Origin of the sequence: Bacillus sp. 5mfcol3.1, from assembly GCF_900114335.1 — a bacterium.
GTDB classification, from domain to species: Bacteria; Bacillota; Bacilli; order Bacillales; family Bacillaceae_G; genus Bacillus_A; species Bacillus_A thuringiensis_S.
This window is the reverse complement of record NZ_FOST01000001.1, coordinates 1,559,193-1,577,297: the sequence shown is the minus strand read 5'-3', so window position 1 is coordinate 1,577,297 and position 18,105 is coordinate 1,559,193. Positions and strand designations below refer to the sequence as shown.

The following is an 18,105-nucleotide window of genomic DNA, read 5'->3' as shown; positions in this document are numbered from 1 at the left end:
TTTACACCCTCTTTTTTGTTAATTTAAGTAATACTTTGCTTAAGCTTTCTTCCGTAAGATCCTCTGCATCAGCAAAATCTGATACCGTAAAAGCAGACTCTGTTGTTGGTTTATTTATAAGTTGACGGAGATGCCTTAACATACCATCTGCTATCACTTGAATTTTTAATTTAGAAAACTGTTCCCTACTATACATCCAAATAAAATGTAACTTTTCATCTTTCACCATTCCGATAACATCAATTAGATGAGACGGTTTGGAATCTGGAGCATGATCTAAAAATGTAAATCCTGTCTCTTGCATAAACAAAGAGTCCCTTGAAAACACCTGATCAAATTGGCCCAAATAGTTAAAGCTTATTGAAGGCTTTTGCTGATAAAACGGAAGTAATCCTTTATTCAAGTAACGTAAAATACCATAGTCAACTCCGCGATTTGGAATTCGACGTAATTGTTCTTTGACAGCCTTTAACCCTTCAATAGGTGTCTGAGTTCCTTGAAAATTGAGATGAACGGGATAAATACTCGTGAACCAGCCCACTGTCCTTGATGAATCAATACCTTCAATCATCTCTTCTCTTCCGTGTCCTTCTAGATGAATAGAAACGGTTTGCTGATTTGTACAATCGACGATAGCTTGTCCTAATGCCGTTAATAGTACCTCATCAATCCTTGTCTTATGAGTGACTAGAACTTCGTGTAACAATGTTTGTGTTTCTTCTATTCCTAAAGTCCTCGTCACTTGATCAATCGATTCTTCTGTTGTTTCTTGTATTGGATAGTCCATTGGAATTTTCATCGTTTCTTTTTCTACTTGTTCATTCCAATAATTTTGTACTTCTTTTGAAATACCCGAATCACTGTATGTCTGGAGTCGTTCAGACCACTCTTTAAAAGATGTACTTTTCGCAGGTAAGCGAACTTCTTGACCTTGTTTCATCTGGTTATATACCACCTGTAAATCTTCCAATAGAATCCTCCATGACACTCCATCTACTACTAAATGATGAATCACCCAGAATATTCGATCATTTCTAGTCAAGTTATCTTCAAAGTACACTACTCTCATTAACGGACCATTAACTAAATTGAAACTAGCTTGATTAATGTTCATCTCTTCTTGTATTATTTTATTCCACTCTTTTTCATTAACTTGATTACGTTTTACAACATGGAGTACTGACAGCTCATCAGTCCCTTCATTTCTCTGCCTCCACGTTCCGTTTGGTAACTGTTCGTACCGGAAACGTAAAGCATCATGATGTTTCAGTAAATTTAATATCGCTCCCTCTAGTAATTTCACATTCAATCTTTCTTTTACTCTTAAAAGCATTGATTGATTCCAATGCTCTGTATGTGGATGTTCTTGCTCGAAGAACCAGCACTGAATTGGAGTAAGAGGCACATCACCTATCACAATTCCCTGCTCCACTTGTACTCCCTGCGTTTCTATAGCCACTTGTGCCAGCTCAGCGATAGTTGGGCATTCAAACATTTGCTTTGGAGTAAGTTTTAACCCCACTTGACTTGCTTGAGATATGATTTGAATACTGAGAATCGAGTCGCCACCAATTTCAAAGAAATTATCATAGATTCCCACCTTTTTAACACCTAATACTCGCTTCCAAATGGTAGTCAGTATCTGTTCGTTACTATTCCGAGGGCCAACACATTCACTATTAATCTGCTTTTCCTCTGGCATAGGTAAGGCCTCACGATCAACTTTACCGTTAGCTGTAAGTGGAATAGCTTCCATCGCCACAAATCCCGAAGGAACCATATAACTTGGTAGTTTCGCTTTAAGATACTCTCTCCACGCATCTACATTTCCATCTCCTACAACATATGCTATTAATCTTTTATCGCCCGGCTGATCTTCTCTTACAATTACAACTGCCTCTTTTACATATGCATATGTATGTAAAGTAGACTCAATTTCCCCAATCTCAATTCGGAAACCACGTATTTTAACCTGATGATCAATTCTTCCACGATAATCTAGATTCCCATCTGGCAAATACCTCGCTAAGTCTCCTGTCCGGTATAATCTTGCTTTCAGATCACTACTAAATGGATGAGATATAAAACGCTCTGCTGTTAATTCAGGTCTATTTAAATACCCACGTGCAAGCCCTGCCCCGCCAATATAAAGTTCACCATCGACACCTATAGGAACAGGTTGTTGATAAGCGTCTAGTATATACACTTCTAAATCGGGAATCCGCTTTCCAATATTACTTCTTGAAGCATGCTGCACATCATCTAGAGTAATTGGATAATATGTAACATGAACTGTAGTTTCTGTAATTCCATACATATTAATTAACTGTGGGTTTTTCTCCCCATACCTTTGAAACCACGGTAACAAGCTAGTAGGTTCTAACGCTTCTCCGCCAAATATGACATAACGCAGCTGCAAATTTTTATTCTTATCTTCTTGTTCACACACTCGTATTAATTGTCGAAATGCGGAAGGTGTCTGATTTAGAACTGTGACTTCTTCCTCCACCAATAATTGATAAAAATCCTTAGGTGATCGACTAATCCAGTACGGAACAACAACTAATTTTCCACCATATAATAATGCTCCCCAAATTTCCCATACTGAGAAATCAAATGCATACGAATGAAAAAGCGTCCAAGTATCTTTTTCATTAAACTGATACCAACAATCCGTCGATTTAAATAACCGAATGACATTGTGATGCTCTATCATAACGCCCTTTGGATTTCCCGTTGATCCCGAAGTATAGATTACATATGCCAGATTTTGGGGACCGACACTAGAAACCGGCAAAGTCTTACTTTCTTTCCCAATCTCATCTTGATCACGATCCAGGCAAATCGACTCAACATTTTCTGGTAACCAGTTCAATTCTTTTAAACTTTCTTGCGTTACGAATAACTGAATGCTAGCATCTTCTAAAATATATTGAAGTCGTTGCTCTGGATATGTTGGATCAAGTGGGACATAAGCCCCACCAGCCTTCAAAATCCCTAAAATACCTACAATCATCTCGTGGGAACGTTCAACGCACAGTCCAACTAAAGTATCAGGTCCTACTCCTTTTTTCTGCAGATAATGAGCTAACTGGTTTGCACGTTCATTAAGCTCCTTATAAGTAATTTTTTCTTTTTCATACGTAACTGCAATAGCATTTGGATAAATCATCGCTTGCCGTTCGAACATTTCATGAATAGTTACTTGAGGCGGGACATCCAGTTTAGGATTGTTGAACTCAACTAAACTTTTTCTTTTATCTTCCTCAGAAATGATTTCTATTTCAGCCACCTTCTGCTTTGGGTTTTCAAAAGTGTTTTCCATTATCGCTAACATCACGTTAAAAAACTGTTTTATCTCTTCCTTAGAAAATAGCTCCTCACGATAATCAATATGTACATGTAAAGAGTCTATATCAATTAGATTTTCAATATGCACTGCAAAATCTTGTACTTCTTCACGGTTTGGAATCCATAGTGAGTCACCACTTTCATCACGATCCCTATAATCAATCGTAGTTCCGAAAAGTCTCACATTACTGTTATTCTCTTTATTAATCCGCTTTAATAACAAATCAAATGGATATTTCTGGTGTCTTAATGATTTACTTTGTTTTCTGGACACTCTACTAATAAATGAAAGTACTTCTTCTTCTGGATCAATATCCATTCTTAAAGGAACTGTACTCACCATCATTCCAATCAATTTTCGTTCCATTTTAGTCATACGGTTGCCGTAAGCCATTCCTAAACCAATATTAAGCGATGAGGTCCACCGATACATGGACAACGAGAAAGCAGCAACAAAAAGGGTGTATAAACTAAATTTGGAATCTTCAGAAAATTTTTCTATCTTTCTCTTCAAATGCTCCGTTAATATAAACGTCTCACGTGATGCTTTGGTACTAACTTGGTACGTATTATAAGGCTTCAATCCAGTCGCAGATGGCAGTGTTTTAAATTCCTCTAACCAGAATTTTTGATCTTTTTGAAAGCGACTACTATTCAAGTATGTTTGTTCATTGGTCAGAAATTGAACATATGAATTTTTAATTTCTCCTTCTTCATTCTCGTTATGCATGTCATAATAATATTTTGCAATCTGCTCAGTAAATATTTGAATTGATAAACCATCCATAATAATATGATGAACATTTCCAAAGACTGCACATTCATTATCGTTTAATTTTATTAAAGCGAAATAGTATAAATTCGAATTAAATAATGTAAACGTTTCTTTTGTTTTCTGCTCAATCCATTCCTCAAGTAAATTTGTATTCTCCACATTACTGAAATCAAAAAACTCAAATTCTTGTTCTTCATGTTTAATAAAATATTGTTTCGGTTCCTGATGCCCATTTTCTTTTAACCTAATGCACAGACCGTCATTTTCACTGATAACGCGATTCACAACTTGGTTTAATTTTGAATAATTCATTTTTCGATGAAGTTTAAATAAAAATCTTAAATTACATATTCCTTTATCAGAATGAATAACTTCTGTATACCATATTCTTCGCTGCGGATGGCTTAATGGATAACATTCCTCATTGGTCATAAAAATCTTCCCTTCAAAAATTATTTGCTCTTATAGGTTCGTGTTTATGTTTACCCCATAAATATTTCTGCATTGAAACTCCAATTACTCCAATAATAACAAGCCCAATCCCTCCATAAACATAGAGTTGAGTTACTCCAAACAAATGCACTAATGGGCCACTCATAGCAGGAGAAATAATTAAAACTGCGTTTGTTAAACTACTTTGAATACCAAATACTCTTCCTACTTGATCTTGATCGGATTCTATTTGTAATATGACTTGATTAGATACAAGCATCAGCCCACTTCCGATACCAGCGATAAAACTAATTAAATAGGCTAAAACGAAGACCGTACCGGGCGTTATCAAACCAATCCCCCCAAAACCAATTCCCATTAAAACCATACCTCCACATACTACCCAGCCATATTGAAATTGTTTTAATTTCTGAGTTAGTAATGCACCAAGTATCCCGCCAAGACCAATAATAGAAATGATATATCCCATTTTACTTTTATCATGTGGGAATAGGCTCTTAAATAAAGTTGGGAATTGTGAGTCTACTAATTGTAATACTGCCATGGCTATTGTAACGAAAATCATGGTTGATAATATTATCCGATTAGATAACACATAACCCCACCCTTGTACCCAAGCGGTCCAAGTACTTTGTTTTTGCTTTTCAACAAATTCTTTCGATATAGTTTCTTTAAATTTTATTGTGGGTATGAGAACTAAGGTAGCTAATAAACAACTTATAGCTCTTATAATGAGGCAGAACTCTGGTTGAAACCAGCTCAGCAACATACCCCCTATAAGTGGGCCTACTATTTTGGTACCCTGCTCTACTATTCCGTTGATACTTACTGCTTTAGTAAGCAAATCCGGGGATACAATCTGTCTTGTTAGTGTTTGCTGTGCAGGATAATAGAAAACAATAAAAATGGAACGAATCATTAATGCCACTAAGAGCCAGTGGATATCTTGTACAAATAAAAGAGCAATCGTTATTAGACCAACCATTAGATTACAGAACATCATAATTGGAATTTTTCTAAAACGATCTGCAATAACACCTGCCCATGAGCCAAAAATAATTCCTGGAAGTGCATATGCAACAGGAATCAATCCAATCATAGTAGGATCTACTTCCCATTCAAACCCAACTATAGTCATAATCGCTAACATATCAATAAAAACACCAAGCATAAGCAATGAATAGGCAGAGAAAACTTGTAAATATACCCTATTTCCTAATAGGCCTTTTGAATCGGTAGTTTTCATAAAAGCAAGCTCCTTAGGTTACTAATATAAACGCTTTTGCGTATAAGGTACCTCTTTATTAAACCAAATTAATCATTATTGACATCTCACCTAAAATTTAACTTCGTCAAAACTTAAACTATTATTTTTTATATCTTTAAAATAGTCAGATAAAATAAAGCGTACCCATTTCTTCATTTTTATATCAACTGTTACAAAATATATCTTTCCCTTACACTAATAACAGCTAAACGTTGCCTTAATATAACCCTTTACAGTCGTTTGCACATTCAATTCACATCCTTTTTAAAGTTGGCTTTTTTCTATCTCAAATACTATCACACAAATATTTCACCTACTATATTCATAAAGTTGAAATATTTGAATCAGAAAATTCGGATAAAAAAACCAAATCCAAAAATCATACCAAACAATTATTTAGTTATATTGCCATTTTATAGATGGCTTTAGCCATAAGGATATCAAAAATTAAGTTTTTTAATTTTATTAACATAATAGTTTAAAGAGGCTATAAATCCTACTAAACAAAAAGATAAATATACAATAAAGTATATTTATCTTTTCTTATCCTACATATTTTCTATGCAAATTAATTCCAATAACTAAAATTGATAATAAAAATATAATACTACCAATTACTAATGTACTCATAACAGAATTGAATAATATAGTATTAATACTTCTGCACCTACTACCTATTTTATTTATTGGATATTTATACTTCAAAAAAATTACACATTATTCACAATTAGGATACATACCCAAAATATGATTTGAATATGTTATTATATTTTAAGATAATATAAAATCAGTTTTTCTATAAGAGAACTTAATTTTTATGTAGTACGAAATTGTTAGTAATACAGTATATATTTTAATTTAGTTATAAAAACGTTTAAAGATCACCTATTTCCATAAGTGATCTTTCTTTGTGATTCTACATTTATGCACTACTGTAGAAATATATCGTAGATACGCTTTGTTTGCTATATGTTTAGTTCTTTCCATTTACTAAAAAACATAGCTTAATACAATTAATACCATATTCGTTACATTGCAAACTATTATTTTGTCTTCTGTACAGGCAAACTACTAAAAATTAATTCAGCAACTTTTACATATCCTTTTGAGTTTGGATGAATTAAATCCTTAGACCAAAGCGTATTGTCATTAACTAAATGATGATTCCAAAAATCAACATGATGAAGCTTATACTCTCTGCTCAATGAACGTATAACTTCATTTGCCTCTAATAATTGTTCTTTTATTACTTGTTTTTTTTCAAAAGCAAAAGGAAGCCTAACTGTAAAATCCGGAAGGTTTGCTATAATAATATCAGCCCCTGCTTTACTTAATGTATCTACCATAAATTCCATATCGTTCTTATATGCATCATGATTCCAACGTCCTTTTAAAACATCGTTTGCCCCTGCAATGAGACTAACCAAATCTGGATTAAAAGTTAGCGCCTTTTCCAATTGCTGCGAGCGAATTTCTTCAGTTACTAACCCACGCTTTGCAAAATTGGCATATTCTACATCGTTTTCACACAGTTGAACAAAATGATCTACCCAGCTTTTTAATGCAATTCCCTCAACTTCATCCCCTATCCCCTCTGTAAAACTATCGCCAATTGCTACAAATCGCTTCCACATATGTATTCCCCCTTTATTATTAACCATATCTATACTATACAATAGCTCACACCGTAATTGTTATTTCTAAGTGGTTTTCGATTTCAATTATATTCCACTTTACTATATTTACATTTAGAATCTAAAATTGACCGATTCCTAAGTATACTTAGGAATCGGTCATATTCATATATTTACTAAAGAAATACAATCTATCTAGGAATTATACTTTTTTCAAAAAATTTGTTGTTCTTTGTTTTGCCCAGTTGATACATTTCTTTTCGATTAAATGATATGAAACTATAGAAAAAAGTAGTGTCATTGCAATGCACAAAGTAAGAAGGAAAAAGATAGGTATCTTTGTATACAAAAGTTTAAATAGTACCATCATGATTGGAAAATGACATAAATAGATACTGTATGAAATTTCTCCTAAATATACAAATACACTCTTATTTAAAAATGCTTTTACTTTTAGGTTACTCATAGCCATTATAATAAATATACTAACCCCCATTACGACACCCCAATCTTTTATTAAGAAAGTTGTATCATTACGGGAAAAACCATAAATTAAAATGGAATATAAATATAGAATAACCCCTAATGTAATAAGAAATCCTTTTTTAATTTTTTTCATATTCCTATATGAGTAGATAAGTTTTTCCTGATACTTAAAAAGTAACATTCCAACCATAAACATAGATGTAAAATGCAGTGTATCAGCATAACCATTATAAAACCCTTCAGCTTTCCCAATATGCAACATATTAAGAACAACACTAATTAATGAAAAGCTCAAAGCAAATAGTATCGTTTTCTTCCAATTCAGTTTATAAAAAAGAAGGAATAACAAAGGAAACACAATAGATATACGCATTTCTTGAGCCAATGACCAAATAACTGGATTATAATTTTCCGTAAAAAAGTTATTAAGAAGCACAAAGTGGTTTAGAATATCTAATTTTGTTATAGACCCTTGCCACCTATCATAGAACCAATCCCGTAATCCTACCACTTCATACGACGAAAATAAAATAAATAAAACAAAGGTAACGATTATCCAAAAATAATAAGGAATATAGATTCTTACAAATCTCTTAATTAAATATCCCCAATAATTTGTTTTTGAATGATAAAGTGCCATAGATAACACAAAACCACTTAGTACATAAAAAACGATAACAGCTTCCCCACCCGCCCATAAAAACCTAAGCGGGGAAAATTTAATAGAATTAGGCAACGATGGTAGCATTAAACAAAAATGTCCAAATACCACAGTAAGTGCCGCTAACCCTCGTATGGAATCTAATTCTTTTATTCTGTTACTCATAAAATGTTCTCCTTGTAAATTGTAAATTTTGCTGTTCATAAAGGCCACTATAAGAATGTAGTGGGAGAATTGTACATATTGTTTCTTTAAATTCCTAATATAAGCAGTACAAAGTTAATTTGACCTCCATTTCTTTATATACATAATTTAAAACAAAATATTTAATACAAAGAAAAGATTTTATTAAATTTTTATAAAGTGAAACATTTAGTTGTATCCTATAAAATTAGCTTTTTACTATATCAATCGCACTATCCCACATACCACTAAAAAAAGATCCTGTTTTACGTATAAAACGTGTAAACCAATTTGCTTGTTCCACATCAGATTTTGTTACAAGGTCTATTTGTAATGATTTACCTGATAAGAACCCAGGATCTGTATTATCTTTAGGCGAGATAATCATTTTGCTAATTGTTACACCTTTTTTAATAGGCGCTTCTTGTTCTTTATTCAATACTTTAAATTCTTTTTTATAAATGTCTTTATTGCCCTTCGGCATTGGAAGTGAAACAGCTTGCTTCGTTTGAACTACTACATCTTTGTCTTTTGCATTTGCCACTCGAACTGTTTCATATCCTTTTATTACTGAATCTTTTCCGTAGACATTCTTCACTTCAAAATTCGCAAATCCATAATCGTATAATTTCTTTGTTTCATCAAAACGTGCCGTATGAGATTTTGCTTTTATCACTACAGAAATTAGGCGCATACCATTTCTTTCTACTGTACCAGTGAAACAATCTCCCGCTTCTGGAGTCGTTCCTGTTTTCAAACCATCTACACCTTCATATTGCTTAATTAAACCTTTTAACATCCAGTTAAAGTTCGCCATATCAATTGGATATTTACCACCCTCTTGGAATGTTTTTTTAGGAATTTTTGCTGTATTTAATATTTGGGGGAAATCTTGAATAAGACGTTGTGCTAAAATTGCACAATCCCTTGCAGACATTTTATTTTTCTCGTCTAGAGTTGTCCCTTCTAGGTGATATCCTTTTAAATCTTGATTTGTTAAGCCTGTAGAGTTTACAAATTTATAATCTTTCATTCCAAACTCTTTCGACTTATCGTTCATCATTTTTACAAAATTAACTTCTTTACCAGCAATCTGTTCAACTAAAGCAATTGTTGCACCATTTGCAGAGTAAATTGCCATTGCCTCATATAACTCTTTTACCGTATAAGAGCCACCATTTTCTAATGGAACGTTTGATAATGAACGATCTTGCGAAATCTTATGTGCATATTCAGAGATTTTAACTTTTTGATCCCATTTAAGTTTTCCTTTATCCACCGCTTCATGAACTAAGTATTCGCTCATCATTTTTGTCATACTAGCAATTGCCAATGATTCATCTACATTTTTTTCATATAAAATTTTTCCGGAATTTGCTTCTATTAAAATTGCTGATCCCGCTTCAACGTCTATAGCAGAAACTGTTTCCGCTGCTGCTCTTCCAAATGTAACGAACATGCTAAAAAATAGTGTAAGCACTGTTACTATTGCAATAAATCTCTTGCAAAACATACCTTTCACTTCTGTTACCTCCAATATCTTTGTACTCAAAAAAGCGTTATTCTAACATAATCTCAAAAAAACAGACAGTGTTCTCAAATTGTATATACATATAAGACATTCGAATCGCTTTCATATAGACCATCTCACCCGACACTTTTAGATGCCCTGATACTTTGTATTCCCACACATATCCCTATTTTTAATCCCCTTATATTTTTCAAAATGATTCGCACTTTCATATTTTTTAGGATTACAATTAATAGACAATCTAGATATTACATTTGTTCCATATTTACAAAAAATAAAGTGAAACTTTAATCAGTGGGGGTCTTACTGCCCGTTAATGCTTTATTAGCTATCAAGGATTTTAATTATTCAATTCAGCTATTTGCTAGACTTATATTAGAGATGAATTTTCTTTAGTCTAAACTATTAGTTTTTTGTAATAAAAAAACTACACCCTATACTGGATGTAGTTTTTCTAACTGATTTATTTATTTTTCACTTTATTTTTATAAAAAGCAAATAATGGTTCGATGGATGGACTAGATAACAGCGGAATTGCCTTCTCAATCAATTTCCTATCCCAATCAAACCAACGCATTTCCATTAACATATTTATTTCTGTATCAGTAAATCGTTTCTTTATTTCCTTAACAGGATTTCCACCAACTATTGTATACGGCGGAACATCTTTACTTACGACAGATCCCGCAGCAACAATTGCCCCTTCACCAATAGTAACGCCAGGCATTATTATAGCATTCATTCCAATCCAAGCATCACTTTTTATGACTGTATCGCCCTTAGGTTCATATGATTGTTCAATTTGCTCAGCAAATGGATATACTGTAATCCATTCTGAGTGATGATTATGGTTACCACCCATTAAAATGACTACTCCACTTGCAATGCAAACATAATTCCCAATAATGAGTTTATCAAGATGCCATCCCATCTGTTCAATTGGATTGAAAAGTGCTTGAGACTTAGCATCCCCCCACAAATACCTTACACAGCCATCTTCAAAATTTTGATGACTATAATAGCCTGAATAATAGGAGTACTCTCCCACTTCAATGAGTGGATTTGTTACTATATCTTTTATATACTGTGTTTCTGACCAATGATTAAATAATGGATACTTCATAACTTTATTCCTCGCTTCTAAGTATTATATATTTTGCTATTTACTTAGAAGCTTACTACGACAGCTACATTTTTTAGCTTTCTCAAACGACGAATCATTATCTTCAAGCCTTTCTTTTATACTAAAAAAAGCATAACGCAATACATTACACTAGTCAAATTGTGTAATTTTGAACACATCTTAAACAGCGTAATACTGCAATAAGAACATGAAAACACTCTAACTTTGATCCAAATAATATTTTGATTACATTTAGTTCATATTTTGTAAAAAAATTTTAATTGCCATGACAAAGCAAACAATAACCACTATTGGTCGTATTAATGACGTCCCTTTTGTAAGCACCATCTTCGCTCCAATATATGATCCTATAATTTGACCAAGCATCATAATCAACCCAATTGTCCAATCGATTTGGCCAAAAATAATAAAATATAACAAAGCGGCGAAATTACTTGTAAAATTCAAGATCTTAGCATTTGCAGTTGCTCTTGTAGCACTATATCCACATAAAAGAATGAATGCTAAAGCAATTAAACTACCTGTTCCTGGGCCGAAGAAGCCATCATAAAATCCAAGGAATGGAGCCACTGTTAACGCAAACAACAACATACTTATTTTTCTCGGTCGATCTTCGTTTGCTATATTTGGAGATAATAGAAAATAAAGACCAATAATAATAAGTAAAAAAGGTAATATCATGATTAGATATTCTGCCCGTATCTGTAAAACAAGCCATCCACCGAAAACGGATCCCAAAAAGGTCATTAAGATGGACAAACGCATATCTTTGAGATTAATTTCTTTCTTCTTAATAAAAATCATTGTTGCCATGAGGGTTCCGCTACTCCCTTGTAGTTTATTAGTTGCTATCGCTACAGAAGGAGACATACCTACTAATAACATTATCGGGATAGTTATCATACCGCCGCCCCCAGCAATTGTATCTATCCATCCTGCTAATACAGCTACTAAAAATAGTAGTATGAGTAATTCAATAGTAAAATCCATACAAAGAATAGGGGCAGGCTTGAGCTATTATAACCCAAACCTCCCCATCGCCCCTCCTCTCTTTAAACTAGTTAATGATATCTGTAAAGTAACTTTCTTTCTGATCACGTAATCGGCTGGAAACGTACTGCCTGCAAACAATTCTTCTTCCGTACTTATTATCTCCAATCGGGATTTTATATTCTTCCTCAGATAACCTTTCCCTACCATGAGTTACATTTGTTTGTTTACCATAGTATGAATTTGGGATAATTAATAAATCTTCAGATGTAAGTGGAACCTTATAAGTAGGCGTTGTTCGTAAGAGTTCTAAAAACATGTCAAATTTCAATTTTTCTTCTTCACTTTCTCCCACATAAATCAATCTATTTTCTGCTCCATTCAAACAAGTTGCAATAATATCACCATTATCATCCAAAAATATAATTTGGTTTATTTCCCCTACAAATCCAGATATTTCACCATCCGCCATTCCTGCGATATGAGCAATAGGCATTTTACTTATCGCCAATATATCATCTTTACTGAAGTGATTTTCTTCAAGATGCTTTTGAAGTAATTTTGGCGTTCCAATATGAGTTTGAGTTTTTAAATTTAACACTCCTTTTAATAAAAGAGCATCAACTCTAGTAAATTTTCCACAAGTAATTTCAGACACTATTCGTTCCACGGATTTATTAAGTCTATTTGATACAATTTCTAAATTTGTATTGAATGTTTTCAATCTTGCTTCAATATCTGATTGGTCTTTCATATCTGTAAACACTGTGGCATCGTTATGTTGATAAAAATTCCCACCACCGGTGCTTGCACCGACATTTCGCAAAACTTCATCGTTGTTCAAAGGGGAAATGAGGTGAAATCTATTTTTCCCTGCATGTTCGGATGGGTGAATTAAAGCATCATAATTAAAAAGTGTGGCAAAAAGCCATGTGACCCATTCTGCATAAAAATATTTTTTCATTCTATCGTCTTCGTCTTCACCATAATTAAAACCTTTGCGATTCTCCCCAGGTAATAGTGTTTCCATAGGATCACATGGAATATTTTTAATAAGAGTAGGTGGTACGTTCCCACCACAATTCGCTACTTTTATCATATGTAGTAGTTTTTTTATGTCTGAATTCGAAGTTTTCTTTGAATAATCAATCAAACAATTAAGCCACTCTCTCGAAAAGCTTGCAGCTATTTCTTGATCACAAGTATACGGATTATGAGTTTTTAATTCATAGTCTATTAGATTCTTGATTTTATCCTTCAATACATTAGGAATGCTAATTTCTTCAATTTCTGTAATCTGCAGTGTTCCTTTATTCATTATAAAACCTCCGTTGTTTTATTTTTTCACACCATATCTTCTATTAAATGAACTACCTACTTCTTTTTTGCTCCTTTGCTTTTCTTCAAAGCTATTAGAACTACCAATTTACAGATAAAAAACGTGGAGTATAAGAGATTTCTTCTTAGTCACATTTCCCCCACGAATCTCCGTTAAATTGGCAAATTTAATTTGAAAATCTGATTCATTTTCATACTTTACTTTCAAACTATGTTTATATGATTTTCAATTCAAGTAAGAGTATTTCATTTTCTAAAGTTTTCCTGAGTTTAAAATCAGAATTTTCAATATAAATATATTGACACTAAAAATATAACACGAAACCAAAAAATGTAAATAAATAGTTTTTTTATAAAAAATAGTCAGACTATTTATGAGTTAATTCGTATTTCATTGAACCAACTACGGCCTCTCAATTTTATTGATAACAATAAAAAGGTCCCCTAAATGGTGATAGAGGACCTTTTTCCAAGTATATTCTATTTTAAATTTCTTACTTACCTTTTATTTTAAAAGATATTGCTGTAACTTCTTTATTAACAGTTCCATGCCGTTTGGACTTACAATAATCTTCCCATTCGCTAACGAAATATTGCTGTCTGAAATATCCCCTGTAAGTGCACAAGCTCTTGGAGATTGATATTTTCGTAAAATAATCTGATCCTCTTCTATAAACATTTCAAGAGAATCTTTTTCTACAATTCCTAAACTCCGTCTTATTTCCATTGGAATAACAATACGCCCCATGCTATCTGCTTTACGAGTAATCCCTCTTGTTTTCATAAAATGCCACCCTTTATTTTTATCTAATATTACGGTACTTATTTTAGCAATAAACAACAATTAGGAATAGTTCGTATTACAGCACTTTTTTTAGGAATAAATACCAATTAGGAATAACTTATGTTAGAATTATTTCTTGTTTATTCTTGATTTTTAATATATTTATCCTTGATCATTTGTATATATTGTTTTCTTTCTGTTAATTCAAATATAAATAATGCCTTTTTTATGTATGTTAAACCAACTTCATTAGAGTGCTGAACTTTTAATAAAATTGCACCTTTTTCAAAGAATAATTCACCTAATAAGTATAAAGTATTCATATTTATGGCTAATTTTATGCCTATTTCACTATACTTTATTGCTTCTTCATATTGATTTGCAAGGTGTAAACATTTTGTTAACGTATGAATGAGTCTTAATTTGATTTCTTTTTCTCTAGGAAATTCTATCTTATTAAAATTAATTAAACTTTGTTTTAATATATTTATACTTTTCTCATACTCTTTATTTTCTGCATGTATTATAGCAATTGAATTCATTATGCTTATTTCTTTTTCTGATAAAAAGTTACTACTACTTAAGGTTTGTTTTAGTGCTCTATTTAAAATGTCAAAAGCATTAATTGTTGCTCCATTTACATAATATATAGCAATCGCTTCATGCCATAATAGAAATTGTTTATCTTCTTTTGATTGGAAATTATTTTCGTTTTTCTCTTTTTTCACTATTTCGTAAAGCTCATTATATTGTTTTTGTTTCACACAATCTCTCATTACATATTTTACATTTTCAATATATTTTATTTTTTTGTTTTTGGTTAGTGCAAATATATAATTTGGATCAATACCAAGTCTTTCAGATAATTGATACAACAATATGCTAGATGGATAAATAATACCTTTTTCTATCTTACTAATTTGACTTTGTGAACATATTCCATGGCATAATTCAGATTGTGACATGTTTTTTTTCTTTCTAAGTTCTTTAATAATAATACCAAGATTGTAGAATTCCATCTTTCCTCCCTCAAATGTAACACTTTATGAGTATAAGAATATTTTCCAACTTTTAATGTAATGTAAAATTAATATAGTTACAATTACTAATTATATGGATTTGTAGTTTCTTTTACAAACTTGTATCACAATACGAGAAATTATTAAAATATGGTTCACTAATAATCAATGGGAGTTTTATTCATGCCCACTGATTATTAGTCCACTCCAGGCAGGCATTTACAGAGAGTCCGACTTCTTTGCCACAGCTAAATTTTGAGGTGGGTATCTTACTGTCCGCAAATAGCGAAATTAAAAGAACTAAATATGATTTTCCACCTTTATTTCTTTTAATAGTTTCTTTTGATTTTTATATAAATCATTTCGAAGGAGCGTATTTTATGAAAAGAATGTTGACCGAAAGAGAGTTAGAAGTGGCTATTTATGTAGCAAAAGGATTTACAGATGTAGAAATTTCAAAAAAAATATATGTTACCCCTCGAAGAATTTCAACGATAATTAATCATATTAAAGAAAAATGGCATATTAATTCTAGAGTAGAATTAGGTATTTTAGTTTATCATTATGGTTTTATAGATGCACCCTTATTTTCAAATAAAGAAAATCATTTATTCGAAAAGGTTGCACAATAATTGACCAAGTATAATGTGGTTCATTTACAAATAAAAACAGAAAAGTCGCTGAACTTTTATTATTTAAGGTAATTCTGTATTCTGAAGGTAATGGGCATGTATGGCTTGCTAAAAGAAAAAATATAGATTGTATTTAGATATTTTAGTAAGACTAATTGTACCAGGAACTTTTAAAAGGTAAAAACATACCTTTAGACAATGTTTCTTCCGTAACAGCAAGTATAGCTTTTAATGTAGAAAATCCATCCATTTTGATTAAGCTTTTTCAAAAAGGGTGGGTTTCTTCAGTTTATAGGAAAGGTATACTTAACTTATAAACTGAAACTTTAATCATTAGAGCTGCCCGTTAATGCAGGATAAAAAATAAAATAAAATAAAATAGGTAAAAATGCCATCGCATCTTTACCTATCCTATAGATAAACAGGTTCTCATAAGAAATAGAAAACTTCCCTAAACACTATAAATATATTATTTTAAATTAATTGGTTGTTGTTGAGTAATACAATGGATCATACCACCATTTTTATAAAGCTCTCTTACATCAACCCCCACCACTTTACGATCAGGATAAAGTTTTTGAATCGTCTCATTTGCTATTTTATCATTAGGGTCATTATAGTTAGGTACTAAGATAACTTGATTCGCTATATAATAATTAATATATGAACCTTTATAATCAAGTTGCTTTCCGTTTTCTAATGTAACATTATTCTTGCTTAGCGGCAGATATACATACTTGTACTTATTACCCTCAGCATCTTTTGCCTGCAACAACTTGTTAATATCTTTATCAGACGTTCCCCATTCAGCTAAATCTTTTTTGTTTAATGTTATAATAGTAGATTTATCGTGGAATTTTGCAAATCCATCAATATGAAAATCAGTAATATCTAAGTTAGGTACTCCATCTAACCAAATAAAATTTGTTACCCCAAGGTCACTAATATATTTTTCAATATATTTTTCTGACAATTTTGCATTTCTATTTTTATTCGTTACAGCACTTCTAGTTAGTAAAGCAGTTCCATTACCATCTAATTCAAATGCGCCACCTTCAAGAACAAATTTATTCCAATCAATTCTTTCAATTCCTAACTGTTTACTAAGATTCTCACGAAGACGAGCATCTTTCTTATATGGTGTTTTCTTTCCCCATCCGTTAAATCCTGGGTCTAATATCTTTAGATTTTTGTCATTATCATAAACAAAAATTGGTCCAGTATCTCTCGCCCATACATCGTCAGTAGGTGCGATAAAGAAATCAATTTTCCCCATATTTACCCCGTGATCTATTAAAACCTCAGTAATTCTTTCTTTTTCTTCTTGATCATATGCAACAATATGAACTTTTTCGCCTTTGCTTAAAGCATTTGTCATTTGAATCCAAATTGGCTCTACTTCTTGCTGATATTTTTGCCCATATGTAAATTCATGAGGCCATTGTAGCCATGTTCCTTCATGTTTGCTTTTTTCATCTGGCATTGTATACTTTCCTACTTGTTTTCGTACCTCTACTTTCTTCATATCTTTTCTTTGCGTTTTTTCAATTTCCTTCGCCTGAACTTTCTCAATCCCTTTCCCTAGAGCATAACCACTGAAAATAGATGTGGTTAGTATAGCACTCATACACAAATTCGTTATTTTTTTCATTTCTTAACCTCCTTTTCTGTCTTACTGTAAACCTTTACATAGTGTGAAGGTCAAGCTTTTCCGTTTGAATTATTTAAATATTTTAAATGTGAAGTGTAATTTGAATCGAACTTTATACAAAACAAGTAAGAATCAACTATTTCTACTATAATCATCATTTTTTCATAAAATCTTACACTCTTTTCTTATGTTATTCTTTTTATACT

The 18,105-nt window shown here is 32.0% G+C and carries 12 protein-coding genes; 1 reads left to right on the top strand and 11 read right to left on the bottom strand.

The window, feature by feature from the left end:
- Position 1: 1 nt before the first annotated feature.
- From BM089_RS08210 to BM089_RS08165, 10 genes are all read right to left on the bottom strand, one after another.
- Positions 2-4,558, bottom strand: coding sequence for a non-ribosomal peptide synthetase (locus BM089_RS08210; RefSeq protein WP_090976606.1), 4,557 nt, complete (start codon positions 4,556-4,558; stop codon positions 2-4).
- Positions 4,559-4,571: 13 nt separating this feature from the next.
- Entirely contained in the window at positions 4,572-5,825 is a 1,254-nt protein-coding gene (locus BM089_RS08205) for an MFS transporter (RefSeq protein ID WP_000858616.1), read from the bottom strand.
- A gap of 1,064 nt (positions 5,826-6,889) precedes the next feature.
- Entirely contained in the window at positions 6,890-7,480 is a 591-nt protein-coding gene (locus BM089_RS08200) for an SGNH/GDSL hydrolase family protein (protein WP_139213231.1), read from the bottom strand.
- 202 nt (positions 7,481-7,682) lie between these two features.
- Positions 7,683-8,831 (bottom strand): acyltransferase family protein, encoded by a 1,149-nt coding sequence (locus BM089_RS08195; RefSeq protein WP_090976599.1) that lies wholly within the window; start codon positions 8,829-8,831, stop codon positions 7,683-7,685.
- Positions 8,832-9,018: 187 nt separating this feature from the next.
- Positions 9,019-10,332, bottom strand: a complete 1,314-nt coding sequence (locus tag BM089_RS08190; protein ID WP_000677652.1) for a D-alanyl-D-alanine carboxypeptidase family protein — start codon at positions 10,330-10,332, stop codon at positions 9,019-9,021.
- Between the two features lie 472 nt (positions 10,333-10,804).
- Positions 10,805-11,464, bottom strand: coding sequence for a CatB-related O-acetyltransferase (locus BM089_RS08185; protein ID WP_090976597.1), 660 nt, complete (start codon positions 11,462-11,464; stop codon positions 10,805-10,807).
- Positions 11,465-11,716: 252 nt separating this feature from the next.
- Positions 11,717-12,475: a TSUP family transporter gene (locus tag BM089_RS08180; RefSeq protein WP_000347984.1), complete on the bottom strand. Its 759-nt coding sequence runs from the start codon at positions 12,473-12,475 to the stop codon at positions 11,717-11,719.
- Between the two features lie 67 nt (positions 12,476-12,542).
- Positions 12,543-13,793 carry a hypothetical protein gene (locus BM089_RS08175; RefSeq protein WP_090976595.1) on the bottom strand — a complete coding sequence of 417 codons (1,251 nt, stop codon included), beginning with the start codon at positions 13,791-13,793 and terminating at the stop codon, positions 12,543-12,545.
- A 525-nt stretch (positions 13,794-14,318) separates the two neighbouring features.
- Positions 14,319-14,597 (bottom strand): AbrB/MazE/SpoVT family DNA-binding domain-containing protein, encoded by a 279-nt coding sequence (locus BM089_RS08170; RefSeq protein ID WP_016512834.1) that lies wholly within the window; start codon positions 14,595-14,597, stop codon positions 14,319-14,321.
- A gap of 140 nt (positions 14,598-14,737) precedes the next feature.
- The gene (locus tag BM089_RS08165; RefSeq protein WP_090976593.1) at positions 14,738-15,616 is read right to left on the bottom strand and encodes a helix-turn-helix domain-containing protein; all 879 of its coding nucleotides are present in this window, start codon (positions 15,614-15,616) and stop codon (positions 14,738-14,740) included.
- A gap of 380 nt (positions 15,617-15,996) precedes the next feature.
- On the opposite strand from BM089_RS08165, the gene BM089_RS08160 reads away from it, so the two are divergent.
- Entirely contained in the window at positions 15,997-16,248 is a 252-nt protein-coding gene (locus BM089_RS08160; protein WP_000827555.1) for a response regulator transcription factor, read from the top strand.
- A gap of 469 nt (positions 16,249-16,717) precedes the next feature.
- Here the strand turns inward: BM089_RS08160 and BM089_RS08155 are convergent, their stop codons facing one another.
- On the bottom strand, positions 16,718-17,899 hold the full coding sequence (locus tag BM089_RS08155; protein WP_061661054.1) for an agmatine deiminase family protein: 1,182 nt from the start codon (positions 17,897-17,899) through the stop codon (positions 16,718-16,720).
- Positions 17,900-18,105: the final 206 nt, after the last annotated feature.